This is a genomic window from Rhizobium sp. GR12 (assembly GCF_036596185.1).
Taxonomy (GTDB): Bacteria; Pseudomonadota; Alphaproteobacteria; order Rhizobiales; family Rhizobiaceae; genus Agrobacterium; species Agrobacterium nepotum.
Map to the genome: position 1 here is coordinate 38,974 of NZ_JASXTH010000006.1, position 16,280 is coordinate 55,253.

The following is a 16,280-nucleotide window of genomic DNA, read 5'->3' on the forward strand; positions in this document are numbered from 1 at the left end:
GCGCATGTGCAAAAGATGCCTTTCAGTTGGGCAAGAATGGGCGGACTGTCAAGGCTCGGCCCTTTCAAATTCCGGTTGACGCCGGAACAGTCGTCAACGCACAACCGTCGGCATGAAGATCGCCTTTTATTCGCCGCTCAAATCACCCAACCATCCCGTTCCTTCCGGAGACCGGTTGATGGCCCGCCTGCTGATTCAGGCTATGACGATGGGCGACCATGACGTTTCCGTTGCCTCCGAACTGCGCAGCTTTCTGAAACAGGCGGATGATCCGGCTCGCACCTTGCTCGCCGATGCGGCCGAACGCGAGATCGAAACCATCACTGAGCGCTGGCAGCGGCAGGGCGCGCCAGACCTCTGGTTTTGTTATCACCCCTATTACAAGGCCCCGGATTTGCTCGGGCCGGAGCTTTGCGGACGTTTTGATATCCCCTATGTCACCGCCGAAGCGTCCTATTCCCCCAAGCGCAATGGGATGGGCTGGCAGACGGTTCAGGACGCGTTGCTGGCCGCCTTGAACGCCGCGTCGGTCAATATCTGTTTCACCGCGCGGGACCGCGAGGGGCTTTCGCGTGCATCGCCAACCCTTAACCTGACGATGTTGCCACCCTTTATCGATGCCGACGCCTTTCTCAAGAACACACCCCGCTCCACGCCCGGAAAACTCATCACCGTCGCCATGATGCGGGCGGGCGACAAGCTCGACAGCTATCGCGCACTCTCTCAAGCGCTTGCCCTCTTGCCGCAAGATCTGCACTGGACGCTTGATATCGTCGGCGATGGGCCGGAACGCGCGGCCGTGCAAGCCATGTTCAGCTCTTTTCCCGATCACCGCCTCGTCTGGCACGGTGAAAAAACCGCACCAGAGATCGCAACGCTTCTTTCCAGGGCATCGCTTTATGTCTGGCCGGGGCACGGCGAGGCCTATGGTCTTGCCTATCTCGAAGCGCAGGCGGCTGCCCTTCCCGTTATCGCCGAAGAGGTGGCCGGCGTTCCCGAAGTGGTAAAATCCGGAACCACCGGATTACTGACACCAGAAAATGATACAGCCGCCTATGCCGCAGCAATTGAAACGCTGCTCGGCGATGACAGGCGGCGCGAAGAACTGGCGAAAGCGGCCCGCCAGTTCGTCAGGAATGAACGATCTCTGGAAAACGCCGCAAAACAGCTGAACCATATCCTGTTACAAGCAAAGGCACGAACATCATGAGTCTGGAGAAACTCGTTGCGGCACTGGACGAATGCGGACGGCGCGGCGTAACGGCCGATCTCTGGCTGAGAGATGACGATGCGGTGGAGCCGACACCGGCACTCGACACGCTGCTTGATCTTTGCGGCAGCTTTTCCGCTCCGGTCACGCTCGCGGTCATTCCCGAGACGACGACCGACAAGCTCGCGCGGCATCTGGACACGGCCGACATTGCCCAAGTCGCCGTCCATGGCTGGTCGCATACGAATTATGCCAGAGAAAAAGAAAAGAAGCAGGAACTCGGAGCGCACCGCGACCTGCCCATCGTTCTCGACGAGTTGCAATCCGGGCTGGAAAAACTCTACGATCTGCATGGCGCGCGTTTGGTGCCCATGCTGGTTCCGCCGTGGAACCGCATAGATGCCAGCATCCTGGAAGGGTTGACGGGCCTCGGATATCGCGCCCTTTCGGTTTTCGGTCCGGAGAAAGAGACGGCACCGCCTTGCCTGAATACCCATGTCGACGTGATCGACTGGCACGGCAGCCGTGGCGGCCGCGATGACGACATCCTTTTCACAGAGACCGCCGCCCGCATCCTGCGGACTGCGGAGGACGGTGGCACGACCGGCATCCTCAGCCATCATCTCGTGCATGACGACAATGTCTGGCGCTTTCTGAGACGGCTTTTCGAGGTGACCACTGAACATCCCGCCGCCCGCTGGCGTTCCTCGGCGGACCTTATTCTTGAGGTATCACCATGATTTCCAGGCGATCAGCAAACCACCTGTCCCAGTGGCAAGTTCCTGCCTGACAGCCTCCACCTCCTGAAACGACGCGCGATCGGCAAGTGACGCGGCAACAAACGCTGCCGGGGCGAGGCTGATGCTTCCAGCCCGGGCGAGGACGGTAAAGATCAGCGGGCCGGTCGACCACCAGGCGGGCGCACGCGGCATCTCCTCGATGATCCCCGGAAAAGCCTCCAGCATCCTGCGGAACACCGGATGGCCAGCCGGGGCGGCGATGAAGGAGTTGGCGAGAAGCATGCTGCCCTGCCCGGTGTCGCGCGGGGTCTGTTCGTCAAACGCGGTCAGCCCCGTCAATGGCAGGACAGCATCGAAACTCACATCGTCCCGAGCCGGATACCAGTCGCAATCGAGATAGATGCCGCCAAATCGCTCCAGCACGATATAACGGGCCACATCAACAGCGCCGGGATAATCGCCCTTGTCCAGCATCGTCCGGAAGACATCGTTGGCGAACACGCCCTCCCGCTCAAGATCGGCTTCCCGCCAGAGGCGATATTCGTAACCATGTGAGGCGGCATGGGTGGCCCAGGCTTCAACCGACACGGGTGGGGCTTTTTCCCCGATCCATATCTGATGAATGATCCTTGGCACGTCCTCCCTGCTTTTCAGGTTGATCGCGCGGCGTTCTTCCGGGGAAAATTGTGCGTATTTTGCCAGCACCTGTGGTGGCGGAACCAAGGTATATTGATAGCCGATCTTCGCGACCATATCGCCTTCTGCCTTGGCGAGACGCAGCCGCGCCGCATGCAGCCTGCGCGGCATGCCGAGAACCGTTCTCTCACCCATCAGGTGCCCGTCTTTTACTGCAACCAGAGATAGGAGAAGCGCATTCGCTTCCCCATATTGGCCTTCATTTTGCAACTGCCGGGCTCTATCCAGCTGGGCATCGTAATATTTCTTGTCGGACATGAATCCTCACTCGGAAACGCTCCTTAACATATCGCCAAACACGAGCCATCAGGCAAGCCATGGCGTTTTGGAAGCCGGCTTTGAATTTGCTGCACATTTCGATGTTTCAGGAGCGTAGACAGACAACAGACCCTACGATAACGTGCCTTTAAGCCCTCCTGAGAAAATTGTCACAAGGCAACGATAAAGAGACGGCAAGGAACCCTTTGGCATGAGCGTAGGCGCAGATTTGCTCCGTATTGAAAATCTGCGGGTCTCGTTTTCTCTTATGGGTGGCACTATTGATGCCGTAAGGGGTGCCAGTCTTCGCATTCTTCCCGGAAAAGTCACGGCGCTGGTCGGAGAATCCGGCTCCGGGAAATCCGTGATCGGCCAGACGATCATGGGTATCCACCCCAAGACGGCGCGCGTCGACGGTCGCGTGCTGTTCACCGATCCCGCAAATGCCGCCGCCGGTCCCGTCGATCTGCTGCAATTGCCGAAGGACGGCCGGGAAATCCGCTCGATACGCGGAAACCGCATCGGACTGATTTTTCAGGAACCCATGACGTCTTTTTCGCCGCTGCATACGATCGGCAACCAGATCGACGAGGCGCTGAGAATCCACAGCATCCTGTCGCCGGCCGAGCGCACGGAAAAAATGCATGAAACGCTAGACCTCGTAGGGTTTTCCAACCCGAAGAAGGTCGTGAACATGTATCCCTTCGAATTGTCGGGCGGCATGCGCCAGCGCGCGATGATCGCCATGGCGCTGATCTGTCGCCCCGCCCTGCTGATCGCCGACGAGCCGACGACAGCGCTTGATGTGACCATACAGGCGCAAATCCTCAAGCTCCTGCGCGATCTCCAGAGCCGGATGAACATGAGCATGCTGCTCATCACCCACGATCTTGGCGTGGTGGCGAACATCGCCGACGAAGTTGCCGTGATCTATCAGGGCGAGATCATGGAAGCCGGCACGGTCGACGATATATTCAAGTCGCCAAGCCATCCCTACCTCAAGGGCCTGATGGCCGCCGTGCCGCATTTCGATATGAAGCCCGGTGAGAGACTGAAGGCGCTGCGCGAAATCACCGTCGATCACGAAAGCCTCGTCGGCAAAAAAACTGCCGCAGTGATCAAAACCCCCGGCCCGCTTTTGACCGTGGACAATATCAGCAAGACCTTCACGACCCGGAAATCCAGCTGGTTCCGCAGCGGCGACGCCAACGCCACCAAGGCGGTCAACAGCGTCAGTTTTGAAATCCGTCGGGGCGAATGTCTTGGGCTGGTCGGCGAAAGCGGCAGCGGCAAGACGACCGTCAGCAAAATCCTCATGCGCGCCGTTCGCCCGGATGAAGGCTCCGTGACCTTTCACCGGCCGCAGGGCGATATCGATGTCCTCAATGCCAAAGATGGCGATCTGAAAGAATTGCGGTCGAAGATCCAGATGGTCTTTCAGGACCCGATCTCTTCGCTTTCACCGCGCATGACCGTGGGCAATATCCTGAGCGAACCGCTTGAAATCCATGGACGCGGCGACGCGAAATACCGGGCGGAGAAAGTCCGCAATCTCGTCAAGGCCATCGGCCTTGGAGAAAGCGCGCTGAACCGTTATCCGCACAGTTTCTCGGGCGGGCAAAGACAACGTATCGGCATTGCCAGAGCGCTGGCGCTCGGTCCCGAACTGTTGATCTGCGACGAACCAGTTTCCGCCCTCGATGTCTCCGTGCAGGCGCAGATTCTCAACCTGCTCAAGGACTTACAAAAAGACCTCGGGCTTACCTACCTCTTCATCTCGCACAATCTCGCGGTGGTGGATTATATGGCCGACCGCGTGGCCGTGATGTGCGAAGGCCGCATCGTTGAACTGGCACCGCGGGAAGCCATGATGCGGTCTCCGGTGCATCCCTATACCAAATCGCTGCTGGCGGCCGTGCCTTTCCCCGATCTCGACCGTCCACTCGATTTCCGCACCATCGGCAAGATAAGCGCGACGGGCAAATTCGACTGGGGCAAGCAATTCCGCGACGAGGGTAATGGCGAGATGATCTCCGCAGATCTTGGCGAAGGCCATTTCGTTCTTGCGAACGGCAATGCCGACATCCGGGAGCTTCGCCCTTGATCACGCGCCGCACCACCCTTGCCTTGCTGGCTTCCGTTTTTTTGCCGGCCCATGCGCGCGCCGCCTATACCGATCCCGCCTATTTCAAGGAAAAGCGGGAAAAGGGCGAGTTGCCTGATATAGCGGAGCGCCTGCCGAAAAATCCGCGCGTCATGGATATGAAAGCGCTTGGCCGGGAGCCGGGAAAACACGGCGGCTCGGTGCGTATGCTGATCGGCGGCCAGCGTGATATCCGGCTTATGCCCATCAGTAACTATGCCCGTCTTGTCGGTTATGATGAAAAATTCGAGCTTCATCCGGACATTCTGGAAAGCTACGACGTTCAGGAAGAACGCATCTTCACCTTCAAACTGCGCGAGGGCCATAAATGGTCCGATGGCAGCGATTTGACCTCCGAGGATTTCCGGTATTTCTGGGAGGACGTCGCTCTCAACAAGGAAATCCATAAGGGCGGTCCGCCGATCGAGCTTCTGGTCAACAACAAACCGCCTCTGATCGAAGTCATCGACCGGCTGACGGTGCGTTATACCTGGGAAGGTCCAAACCCCGATTTTCTGGCGAAGCTCGCAGCGGCCTCGCCGGCGCGGCTGTTCCTGCCCGCCGCTTATATGAAGCAGTTCCACGCCAAATATCAGACTGCGGAAAACCTCGCCAAGCTCATCAAGAAAAACAAGGCGGATGACTGGAGCGGGCTACATATCAAGATGTCGCGGCAGGTCCGCCCGGAAAATCCCGCTCTGCCGACGCTCGACGCATGGCGAAACACGACTTCGCCGCCGGCCGAACAGTTCGTCTTCGAGCGCAATCCCTATTATCACCGCGTCGACGAAAACGGCTTGCAGCTGCCCTATCTCGATCGGTTCCTGCTGAATGTCACCTCCTCCGACATCATCTCGGCCAAAACGGCGTCGGGTGATAGCGACCTGCAATATTTCGGCCTCGATTTCGCCGACTACACCTTCCTGAAGGACGCCGAAAAGCGCTTCCCCTTGAAGGTGAACCTCTACAAGCGATCCCAGGGGTCGCGCATCGCGCTTTTGCCCAATCTGAATTGTGCCGACCCGGTATGGCGGAGCTGTTTCCAGGACGTGCGCGTACGCCGCGCCCTGTCGCTGGCGATCAACCGGCACGAAGTCAACATGGTCTGCTTTTATGGGCTGGCGAAGGAAAGTGCTGATACCGTCCTGCCGGAAAGTACACTTTACCGGCCGGAATTCGCAGAGGCCTGGAGCGCCTTCGACCGGGCGACGGCCAACAGGCTGCTCGACGAAGTGGGTCTTGAGAAACGCGACAGCGCCGGCATCCGGCTCCTGCCGGACGGCCGACCGGCCTATATCATCGTCGAGACAACAGGCGAAAGCACGCTCGATACCGATGTGATGGAGCTGGTGACGGATCATTGGCAGCATATCGGCATTGCGGTTTCCGTCCGTCCCACCCAGCGCGACGTCTTCCGCAAGCGCGCCATGGGCGGCGAGGTGCTGATGTCGGTCTGGATGGGCATGGACAATGGCGTGCCGACACCGGACATGCTGCCTTCCGGCCTTGCGCCCACCGGCGACGACCAGTTGCAATGGCCGGTCTGGGGCGTGCATTATCTTTCCGGCGGGCGCGAGGGCAAGGAGCCCGATCTGCCGGAGGCGGCGCACCTGCTCGATCTCCTGAAAAAATGGCGCCGAAGCGTCACCGAGGCAGAACGCGAGGCCATCTGGCTGGAGATGCTGGAAATCTACACGCAGCAGGTATTTTCCATCGGCATCGTCAACGGCGCCCTGCAACCCGTCGTCCATGTCAAACGCATGCGAAACGTGCCGGAAAAGGCGCTCTTCGGCTATGAACCCACATCGTATCTCGGTATCTACATGCCGGATGCCTTCTGGTATGACGGAGACGCCTGATATGCTGCGGTATATTCTCAAGCGCATCCTCGTCATGATCCCCACGCTGATCCTGATCTCGATGCTGGTCTTCACCATCATCGAATTGCCGCCGGGCGATTATTTCGAAAGCTACGTCGCCGAACTGCGCGCCATGGGCGAGGCGGCAAACCTTGCCGAAATCGAGGAGTTGCGCGTCCGCTACGGCTTCGACCAGCCGGCGCCGATCCGTTATTTCCGCTGGGCGACCGGCATGCTGGTCGGAGATTTCGGTTATTCTTTCGAATATCAGCTGCCGGTGAACGAGGTGGTGGGAGACCGCCTGTGGCTGACGGTTCTGGTGTCTTTCGTCACCATCATCGTCACCTGGATCCTTGCCTTTCCGATCGGCATCTACTCCGCCACGCATAAATACAGCTGGGGCGACTACGGCCTGACCTTCCTCGGCCTGCTCGGCATCGCCATTCCCAACTTCATGCTGGCGCTGATCCTGATGTATTTCGCCAATATCTGGTTCGGCATCTCCATCGGCCATCTGATGGACCGGGAATATCTGAACCAGGCGATGAGCTGGCCGAAGTTCAAGTCGATCCTCGAACATATCTGGATACCCGTCCTCATCATCGGAACGGCGGGCACGGCCGGCATGATCCGCCGCCTGCGCGCAAACCTGCTGGACGAATTGCAGAAACAATACGTCGTGACCGCGCGCGCCAAAGGGCTTCACCCCTTCAAGGTGCTGATCAAGTATCCGCTGCGCATGGCGCTGAATTTCTTCATCTCGGACATCGGCTCGATCCTGCCCGCCATCATTTCCGGCGCTGAAATCACCGCCGTCGTCCTGTCGCTCGAAACCACCGGTCCCATGCTCATCCGGGCGCTGCAGAGCCAGGATATGTATCTGGCCGGTTCGTTCCTGATGTTCCTTGCTTTCCTGACGGTGATCGGTGTTCTGGTCTCGGATATCGCCCTAGCCATACTTGACCCAAGAATCCGCTTCGGAGGTGGTAACGTCAAATGACTTCATCCATCCCGACATCAGGCGAAGCGCTGCCCCATTATGTCTCGACGGCGCCGTTCGACCCGTCGCTCATCGAACCCAACACATCCGGAATGGCGGCCTTCAGCAAGGCGTCGCAACTGCGGCTCATGTGGTGGCAGTTCCGCCAGCACAAGGTTGCCGTCTGGTCCGGCGCTTTTCTGGTGCTGCTTTATCTTTCGATCCTAATCAGCGAGTTCCTTGCGCCGTACAATCTCCACACCCGCAATATCGAGCATATCTACGCCCCACCCCAGGGTATTCACCTCTTCAATGACGGCAAATTTGTCGGCCCCTTCGTTTATGGCCGGGAAATGACGCTCGACATGGACAATCTGAGGCGTGTCTACCGGGATGTGCCGACGGACATCCAGCCATTGCGTTTCTTCTGCAAGGGCGACACCTACCATTTCTGGGGCATGTTCGAGGGCAAAACCCATTTCGTATGCCCGGCCGAGGGCGGAGAAATGTTCCTGCTCGGCACCGACCGGCTGGGCCGTGACGTGCTGTCGCGGATCATTTATGGCGCGCGTATCTCGCTGACCATCGGCCTTCTCGGCGTCGCCATGAGTTTCGTTCTCGGCATTGTGATCGGCGGTCTGGCAGGTTATCGCGGCGGCACCTTCGATCTCATCGTCCAGCGTATCATCGAAGTCCTGCAATCCATTCCGAGCATTCCACTCTGGCTCGCACTTGCGGCGATCATGCCCGTGACCTGGAGCCCGATCCTCGTTTATCTCGGCATCACCATCATTCTCGGCATGCTGGACTGGACGGGACTGGCGCGCGCTGTACGCTCGAAATTGCTGGCGCTGCGCGAGGAAGACTATGTTTTGGCAGCGCAACTGATGGGCGCGGGCACGCCGCGCATCATCGGCAGGCACCTTATCCCCGGCTTCATGTCGCATCTGATCGCGTCGGCAACGCTGACGATACCGGGCATGATTCTCGGCGAAACCGCATTGAGTTTTCTTGGTCTCGGCCTCAGGCCGCCGATCACAAGTTGGGGAATTCTGCTCACGGAGGCGCGCAGCGTCAGCGTCATTGCGCTATATCCGTGGCTTCTCATCCCGACGATTCCGGTTGTTCTCGTCATTCTGGCCTTTAATTTCTTCGGTGACGGACTACGTGATGCTGCAGACCCCTTCAGATAAAATGGAACACCCTTTGATAAACTGCTCTTCCGCCATCGCCTTTTTTGTGAAAGGCAAAAAGAGGTGTGGCCCATGACCTCCCGTTTGAACGATGCACGCATCCTCATGTACAGCCACGATTCCTTCGGCCTCGGGCATCTGCGGCGTTGTCGCACGATCGCGCATGCGCTGGTGGAGGATTATCGCGGCCTCAATGTTCTCATCATTTCGGGTGCGACCATTGCCGGCGCCTTCGATTATCGCACCCGTGTCGATTTCGTGAAAATCCCGAGTGTCATCAAGCTGCGCAACGGCGAATACACCTCCATGGACAGGCATATCGACCTTCAGGAAACGCTGAAGATGCGCCGCTCCATCATCTATCATACCGCCGAAAGTTTCCAGCCGGACATCTTCATCGTCGACAAGGAGCCCATGGGCCTTCGCGGTGAAGTGGAGGAAACGCTTACCTACCTCAAAAGCCAGGGAACCAAGCTCGTCATCGGCCTGCGTGACGTCATGGATTCGCCGCAGCTGCTTGAGGCGGAATGGAAGCGCAATGACGTGATGACCAAGATCGGCAAGTTCTATGACCATGTATGGGTCTATGGTCCGCCGGATTTCCACGACCCGCTGACGGGGCTAGACGTTCCCCAAACCGTTCGCGACAAGATGGATTTCGTCGGCTTCCTGCAACGCTCCAAAACGCAGGCGGAAACCGTGGCGCACCGACCGGTAGGTGACTATCTTCTCATCACCACAGGCGGCGGCGGTGACGGCAGCGAATTGATCGACGACGTCATCAATGCTTACCGCCACGACAGGGAACTGACGCACAAGGCGCTGGTGGTGCTGGGCCCCTATATGCCCGGGGATCAGCGCCAGCGCTTCATGAGCAGTGTTGCCGATATTCCGCATATAGAGATCATCGAGTTCGACAACCGCATGGAAGACCTCGTCGCCGGCGCTCAGGCCGTCGTGTCGATGGGCGGCTATAACACCGTCTGCGAGATATTGTCCTTCGATAAACCGGCGCTTGTCGTGCCGCGCACGGTGCCGAGGGAAGAGCAGCTTATTCGTGCCACGCGGGCGGCGGAACTCGGTCTCTTCGACATGCTTTTGCCGGAAGACGCCGAAAACCCCGCCAAGATGGCTGCGGCTCTCAAAACGCTGCCGAACCGTGCGCCGCCCTCCGTCAATTCGCGGGATCTGAAGCTCGACGGTCTGGAAAACATATCGAAACGGATAGCCGAATGGCTGCCGACCGAGGGCGAAAAGGTGCCGATCACGCTGACCGCGTGACCGGCACCCCGACCATCACCGCTTCAAAAGAGACACGCGCAACGTGACCGACACAAAAAAAATCGTGGTGCTCCTCAAGGGCTATCCGCGCCTGTCCGAGACTTTCATCGCTCAGGAACTTCTGGGGCTCGAAAAGGCCGGGCTGACGCTTGAACTCATGTCCATGCGCCGGCCGACCGATAAAAAACGCCACCCCGTCCATGATGAAATCCGCGCACCCGTCACCTACCTGCCGGAATATCTGCATGAAGAGCCGTTGCGCGTTCTAAAGGCGCTGTGGGCCTGCCGCAAAAAGCCGGGCTTCGCCAAGGCACTCCGTCGGTTTTTCAGCGATCTGTCGCATGATCTCAGCCGCAACCGTTTCCGCCGTTTCGGACAGGCAGCCGTGCTGGCGCATGAATGGCCGGCCGATGCCGAATGGCTGCATGTTCATTTCATTCACACACCCGCCTCGGTCGCCGCCTATACCCACCTTATCACCGGCACCCCGTGGACGATTTCGGCCCACGCCAAAGATATCTGGACCTCCAGCGACCGTGATCTCGCCGCAAAGCTGGAAAGCGCCCGCTGGGCCGTGACCTGCACCGCCAGCGGCTTTCAGCACCTTCGCACCCTTTCCGGCCTCAAGCAGAATGTGCACTTAAGCTATCACGGGCTTGATCTCACCCGCTTCCCGCATTTCGACGTGCCGCGCCCGCAAAGAGATGGATCGGATGCCCATGATCCCGTCAGGATTTTAAGCGTCGGCCGGGCAGTCAAGAAAAAGGGTATCGATATTCTGTTGCAGGCTCTGGCCTCGCTTCCGCAGGAAATCCATTGGCGTTTCACCCATATCGGCGGCGGCGACGAGCTTGCCGCACTGAAGAAACTCGCTGACGAACTTGGCATCGCCGACAAAATCATCTGGACCGGCGCCATGGACCAGAAGCAGGTCCTGGAGAATTACCGCGAGGCGGATTTGTTCGCCCTTGCCTGCCGCATCACCAGCGATGGCGACCGCGACGGTCTTCCCAATGTACTGGTAGAGGCCGCCAGCCAGGCCCTGACCTGCATCTCCACCAATATCTCCGGCATCCCGGAATTCTTCGTCGACGGCGAAAACGGAATGTTGACGGAACCGGAAAATCCCGCCGCCTTCGCTGAAGCCCTGCGCGCCGCCACTACCGATCCGCAATTGCGCCAGCGTCTGGGTGGTGCCGCAGAAAACCGTGTCCGAACCGCCTTCGACCATCGCACCAGCATTGTCGAATTGAAGGCCCTGTTCGAGACCGAGTGGAAAAAAACACCATGACCGATACGGAAAAGCGCCCTTCCGTCTTCTTCTACGTCCAGCACCTTCTTGGCATCGGCCATATCGCCCGCGCCAGCCGCATTGCCAACGCCCTTCAGGTGGATGGTTTCGATGTCGTTCTGGTGACGGGCGGCACCCCGGTTCCGGGTTTTCCGGGCGAGGGCATCCGCCATGTCGAATTGCCGCCGATCGCCGTCAGCGACGGCAGCTTTTCCGGCCTTGCCGACAGTTCCGGCAAACCGGTGGATGACGCCTTCAGGAAGCTCCGCACAGACATGCTGATCGGAGCCTATCACGGCGCGAAACCGGATATCGTCATCATCGAGGCTTTCCCCTTCGGCCGCAGGCAGGTGCGTTTCGAATTGCTGCCGCTTCTGGAAGAGATCGAGGAAAGCGAACCGCGCCCGCTCGTCATGACGTCGCTGCGCGACATTTTGCAGGAAAAAACAAAACCGGGCCGGGACGAAGAAACCGTGTCGCTGGTGAAGAAACATTTCGACGCGGTGCTGGTCCATGGCGATCCGGATTTTGTCCGGCTCGAAGAGACCTTCCCCCTCGCTGGCGAGATCAGCCAGCGCATCGTCTATACCGGGCTCGTTGCGCCCCTGCCACCGCCGCAACCGGCGGAGAAATTCGATATCGTCGTTTCCGCAGGCGGCGGCGCAGTGGGCGCAGCACTCATCCGGGCCGCACTTAACGCTGCTCCGCTGCTGGACGACATCAAAAGCTGGTGTCTCGTGACCGGCCCCAACATGCCGCAGGCGGATTTCGATGCGATCTCGGCGCAGGCAGCGGATAATGTTTCCGTCTTCCGTTTCCGCAAGGATTTCGCAAGCCTGCTTGCCGGGGCGCAACTTTCGGTTTCACAGGCCGGCTACAACACGGTCTGCGATATTCTTCAGGCAAAATGTCGCTCGCTCCTGATCCCCTTCGCGGCAGGTGGCGAAACGGAACAGAGCGCCCGCGCCGAACGCTTGTCGCGGCTGGGACTGGCACGGGTGCTGGAGGAGAAAGATATCTCCGCGCAATCCATGGCCGATGCCATCAAGGCGGCATTGGCCCTGCCGGGACCGGACACGATCCACCTCGATCTCGACGGCGCGGCTGGGACGGCTAGAGCGTTGCGCCACCTTTTTGATGAGCGGTGAGGATCGTCTTCAATTCGCGAACCGCCGCCTCATCGGTGCCCTTGCGCCCCGCGCCTGTAAAACCAAGCTTCGCCACCCTGCTTTCCGGATCATAAAACGGAACGGCGGAACAGGATGCGTGGATTTCCGTGATGGAAAAACGGTCCAGCAATGTCTGTACGATTGGCGGGCGCACACCGGCACCCGGCATGATGACGATCCGCCCGGCGGCCATTTCGGATAATCGCGCCAGCGTTTCGATACCCTCGAGCGCCGAACGCGCACCGCCGGAGGTCAGAATTCTCGGGAAACCCAGCGCGATAGCCGCCTCCAACGCTTCATCCATGTCGGGAACAACATCGATAGCCCGGTGCAGCGTCACATCCAGCCCATCGGCGTGACGACGCAATTCTTCGAGCAGGGGAATATCAAGCGAGCCATCGCCAAGCGATGCGCCAAGCACCACTCCGGAAAGCCCTGCCGTGCGCGCCGCATCGATATCGCGTTTCATCACATCGGCCTCATCGCGCGTGAACACGAAATCACCGGCGCGCGGCCTTATCATTACGCTCACCGGCATATCGTAAGCCGCCGCCCGGTGCATGAAACCCGCAGACGGTGTCACGCCGCCGCCGGACAGCGCCGCGCAAAGCTCGATCCGGTCGGCCCCGCCCCTGACCGCCGCTTCCAGACCGGCTACATCGTCCACGCAAATCTCGAGAATCATCGTAACCTCTTTCATTCAAGCAGGCCCTGTTTACGCGCCGGACTATCTTTTCGGTTCGACGCTCTATCTGCGACGGCCCGTCCCATCAAGCGCATAGAGCATGTAAACGCCACCGAGACCCACGATTGCTCCCATAATGGAAGTTCCCGAATAGGTCGTGACGAGCGTACCCACGGCAAAAATCAGCGCACCCAAACCGGCGCCAAGGAAGATGTTGACGGCGATCAGCGAGCTTCCGAGCCCCGGCCGATCCGCGATCAGTTCCTGCAGATAGGTGATCGGGATACTGATGATGGCAGCAGCGCCCAGCGCGCTGATGACGGTCTGGGCATAGATATGCCAAGGTGCTGTGGCGAGCCCCTGCAGGATCAGATAGATGGCATAGAGCAACGCTCCCGCCGCAAGCGTCAGCGTTTGCGGCACCTTCTTCTCGATCCAGCCCCACAGGAGAATGAAAACGATCTCCAGCGCTGCGACGATGCCCGCCACGATGCCGATATCCGCCACCGTACCCTTAGCTTGGCCCGTTATGATGAGCGAGCGAATGGAATCATTGAGATGCAGCATCGAGCAGATCAGGGCGATGGCAATGATCCGCAGCAACACTCGCCGCGAGCCGATTTCCGCGAGCGAGGCGCGAAAACCGAAACGGGCCTGCACGTTCACCGATGCCGGCGTGGCCGTGCGCGGCAGGCAAAAGGCCACAAGCAGAAAACAGACAAGCGCACAGATGCCCGAGAACAGGAAAGCCAGCAACATATTGCCTGAATTCACCAGGAAAATACCGACGATGCCCGGCACCAGCACCCAGGACAGCGAGATCGTGGCCCGCATGATCGAATTGACGGCGATCATGTCACCCATCGAAAGATTGCGGGCATCGGCGCGCACATGCGCGAAGATCAGCGAGTTCATCGCCCCGAAAATCGGCAGGAGAACCAGCTTGGCGCTCACGAAGGCCGTGGCATTGCCGACGAGATAAACCAGCATATAACCGCTGACGCCGAAGAGCGCGATGAGCAGCATAGGTTTGCGATATTCGCCCAGCCTGTCGGCAACGATGCCCATCAGCACGCTGGCGCTGACATTGATGATGGCGGCAAACAGCATCAGCAGCGAATAGACGGTGTTGCTCAGCCCGATTTCGCGAATGCCGATGACCGCCTGATAGGGGGCGGTCGCGGCATTCGAAAACCCGAAGAACAGAATGGCGAGCGCCCCGATGCGGATCGACGGATTGTTGATAACGATGGAAAGAGCCGACGGCATGAGGGTTCGCCTGAGATGATCCAGTACATGGCCGGATCGCTGGATGGAATGCTATCGAACCGCTGTCATCGCCAGCGGGCCGAAAGGATGGGTTGCGGCATATAATCGAAATGCGGCTTCCATGGGTAAAAATCTCCGGACCGGCGGCGATTGGGAAGGTTTTCGATATCCTGATTGATAACCCCCTCCGTCAGCGCCATGAGATTGGGATTGGCGATCGGCGCAAGCTCCGGCGATAGATAACCTGACTTGACGACCAGCAAACTCACTGCTTTCGGATCGAAACCGAGACGGGTGAAATCCGAAATCATGTGATAGGGCCTGCGCCGCGCGGCCAAAATGACCGTGATGCCGCCGGTGACGACCACCGCCTGCCGCTGATCCGTAGCACTTGAATCGTCCAGTTTCAGGACCTTGGCTTCCACGGTAACGGATGGGCTGCGTGAATCGAGACTGCCGCCGATCTTCAGGGAAAGCGTTGCGCCCTCGCCCGCTGCAAAGCAGGCTTCGACCGCCGGCCGGTCGGTGATGCCGCCTATCAGCGCGTCCTGCCAGCTGCGCGCAATCAGCGCAGCCAGAACATCGGCGCGATCACCCACCCCGCCGCCGGTCGGATTATCGCCCGAGTCCGCGAGAATGATCGGGCTGGTGGTCGTCTTTGCCGCAATATCCAGGATGGCGTCGAGCGGCTCGGTCACGGGGCCGAAACGAAAATCCTGCCGGGCATTCCAGTAGGATTGCGCGATCTCGGCAGCAACCGCCTGCGCGGCCTCTCTGTCCGTTCCTGTCACAACCGCGCAGGCCGTCGCCCTTGGTTCGTCGGCCCAGACGTAGCCGATCATGAAATTCGCATCCCATATGCCGGGCCGGGCATCATGGTTAGGCAGGACGGCATAGAGGCTTTTGGCGGGCTCATCTTCCGTAGATGTCTTTTCACCCGGCAGCAGAACAGGGATTTTCGCCCATGCCACACCGGGCTTCTCACCTGTTTTCAGCGCCTTGATCAGCATCCTCCACGCCCGCACCATCGTCTCGCGCACATCGATATGCGGCGCAGTTCGGTAGCCGGCGAAAATATCAAGCTGGTCGATAATCGTCTGGCTAACATTGCCGTGCAGGTCGTAGCTGGCCGAAACGATCACATCCGACCCGACGACGGCCCGGGCGCTGGAAATCCAGTCACCTTCCGCATCGTCCATGCCTTCGACATTCATCGCGCCGTGCATGGCAAGATAAAGCCCGTCCAGCGGCAGGCAAGCTGTGAGACGCTCGAGGAATTCCTGCTTGAACGCATCATAGGCGACACGCGAGATCGGTCCGCCCGGCACCGCCCGCGCATGCAGAAGCGGCAGCACTTCCGCCCCGCCTTCTCCGGCAAAATTGAAGTACTCGGCCTCCAGCAACTCCGCGCCGCGAAAAACGCGAAAATCTTCCTGTTTCATCAGCACCGGCGAATAGGTGCTGCATTCGGTATGAATACCACCAACGGCAATACGCATCTGGTCTT

At 59.3% G+C, this 16,280-nt stretch carries 13 protein-coding genes; 9 read left to right on the forward strand and 4 right to left on the reverse strand.

Annotated features, from left to right (window positions below; all coding sequences use genetic code 11):
- Positions 1-112 precede the first annotated feature (112 nt).
- Positions 113-1,210, forward strand: a complete 1,098-nt coding sequence (locus tag QSK43_RS11840) for a glycosyltransferase family 4 protein (protein ID WP_332303606.1) — start codon at positions 113-115, stop codon at positions 1,208-1,210.
- Positions 1,207-1,950, forward strand: a complete 744-nt coding sequence (locus QSK43_RS11845) for a polysaccharide deacetylase family protein (protein ID WP_045019752.1) — start codon at positions 1,207-1,209, stop codon at positions 1,948-1,950. The genes QSK43_RS11840 and QSK43_RS11845 overlap by 4 nt, the downstream gene beginning before the upstream one ends.
- Here QSK43_RS11845 and QSK43_RS11850 read toward each other — a convergent pair.
- Positions 1,942-2,904: a glycosyltransferase family 32 protein gene (locus QSK43_RS11850; protein WP_332303607.1), complete on the reverse strand. Its 963-nt coding sequence runs from the start codon at positions 2,902-2,904 to the stop codon at positions 1,942-1,944. The genes QSK43_RS11845 and QSK43_RS11850 overlap by 9 nt on opposite strands.
- Before the next feature lie 211 nt (positions 2,905-3,115).
- Here QSK43_RS11850 and QSK43_RS11855 point away from each other — a divergent pair, with 211 nt between their 5' ends.
- The 7 genes from QSK43_RS11855 to QSK43_RS11885 all read left to right on the forward strand — a co-directional run bounded on the left by QSK43_RS11855 (position 3,116) and on the right by QSK43_RS11885 (position 12,798).
- Positions 3,116-5,008 carry an ABC transporter ATP-binding protein gene (locus tag QSK43_RS11855; protein WP_332303608.1) on the forward strand — a complete coding sequence of 631 codons (1,893 nt, stop codon included), beginning with the start codon at positions 3,116-3,118 and terminating at the stop codon, positions 5,006-5,008.
- On the forward strand, positions 5,005-6,906 hold the full coding sequence (locus QSK43_RS11860; protein ID WP_332303609.1) for an ABC transporter substrate-binding protein: 1,902 nt from the start codon (positions 5,005-5,007) through the stop codon (positions 6,904-6,906). Before QSK43_RS11855 ends, QSK43_RS11860 begins: the two co-directional genes overlap by 4 nt.
- Before the next feature lies 1 nt (position 6,907).
- Positions 6,908-7,906, forward strand: a complete 999-nt coding sequence (locus QSK43_RS11865; protein WP_332303610.1) for an ABC transporter permease — start codon at positions 6,908-6,910, stop codon at positions 7,904-7,906.
- Positions 7,903-9,078, forward strand: coding sequence for an ABC transporter permease (locus QSK43_RS11870; RefSeq protein WP_045019744.1), 1,176 nt, complete (start codon positions 7,903-7,905; stop codon positions 9,076-9,078). Before QSK43_RS11865 ends, QSK43_RS11870 begins: the two co-directional genes overlap by 4 nt.
- A 72-nt stretch (positions 9,079-9,150) precedes the next feature.
- Positions 9,151-10,359, forward strand: coding sequence for a glycosyltransferase family protein (locus QSK43_RS11875; RefSeq protein WP_332303611.1), 1,209 nt, complete (start codon positions 9,151-9,153; stop codon positions 10,357-10,359).
- Positions 10,360-10,402: 43 nt separating this feature from the next.
- On the forward strand, positions 10,403-11,650 hold the full coding sequence (locus QSK43_RS11880) for a glycosyltransferase (RefSeq protein WP_332303612.1): 1,248 nt from the start codon (positions 10,403-10,405) through the stop codon (positions 11,648-11,650).
- Complete coding sequence (locus QSK43_RS11885; protein ID WP_332303613.1) at positions 11,647-12,798, forward strand: glycosyltransferase family protein; 1,152 nt, start codon at positions 11,647-11,649, stop codon at positions 12,796-12,798. Before QSK43_RS11880 ends, QSK43_RS11885 begins: the two co-directional genes overlap by 4 nt.
- Here the strand turns inward: QSK43_RS11885 and QSK43_RS11890 are convergent.
- The 3 genes from QSK43_RS11890 to QSK43_RS11900 form a co-directional block, all read right to left on the reverse strand.
- On the reverse strand, positions 12,764-13,504 hold the full coding sequence (locus tag QSK43_RS11890) for a copper homeostasis protein CutC (protein ID WP_332303614.1): 741 nt from the start codon (positions 13,502-13,504) through the stop codon (positions 12,764-12,766). The genes QSK43_RS11885 and QSK43_RS11890 overlap by 35 nt on opposite strands.
- Before the next feature lie 63 nt (positions 13,505-13,567).
- On the reverse strand, positions 13,568-14,773 hold the full coding sequence (locus QSK43_RS11895) for an MFS transporter (protein ID WP_332303615.1): 1,206 nt from the start codon (positions 14,771-14,773) through the stop codon (positions 13,568-13,570).
- A 65-nt stretch (positions 14,774-14,838) separates the two neighbouring features.
- Positions 14,839-16,272, reverse strand: coding sequence for a M81 family metallopeptidase (locus QSK43_RS11900; protein WP_332303616.1), 1,434 nt, complete (start codon positions 16,270-16,272; stop codon positions 14,839-14,841).
- Between the last annotated feature and the right edge of the window lie 8 nt (positions 16,273-16,280).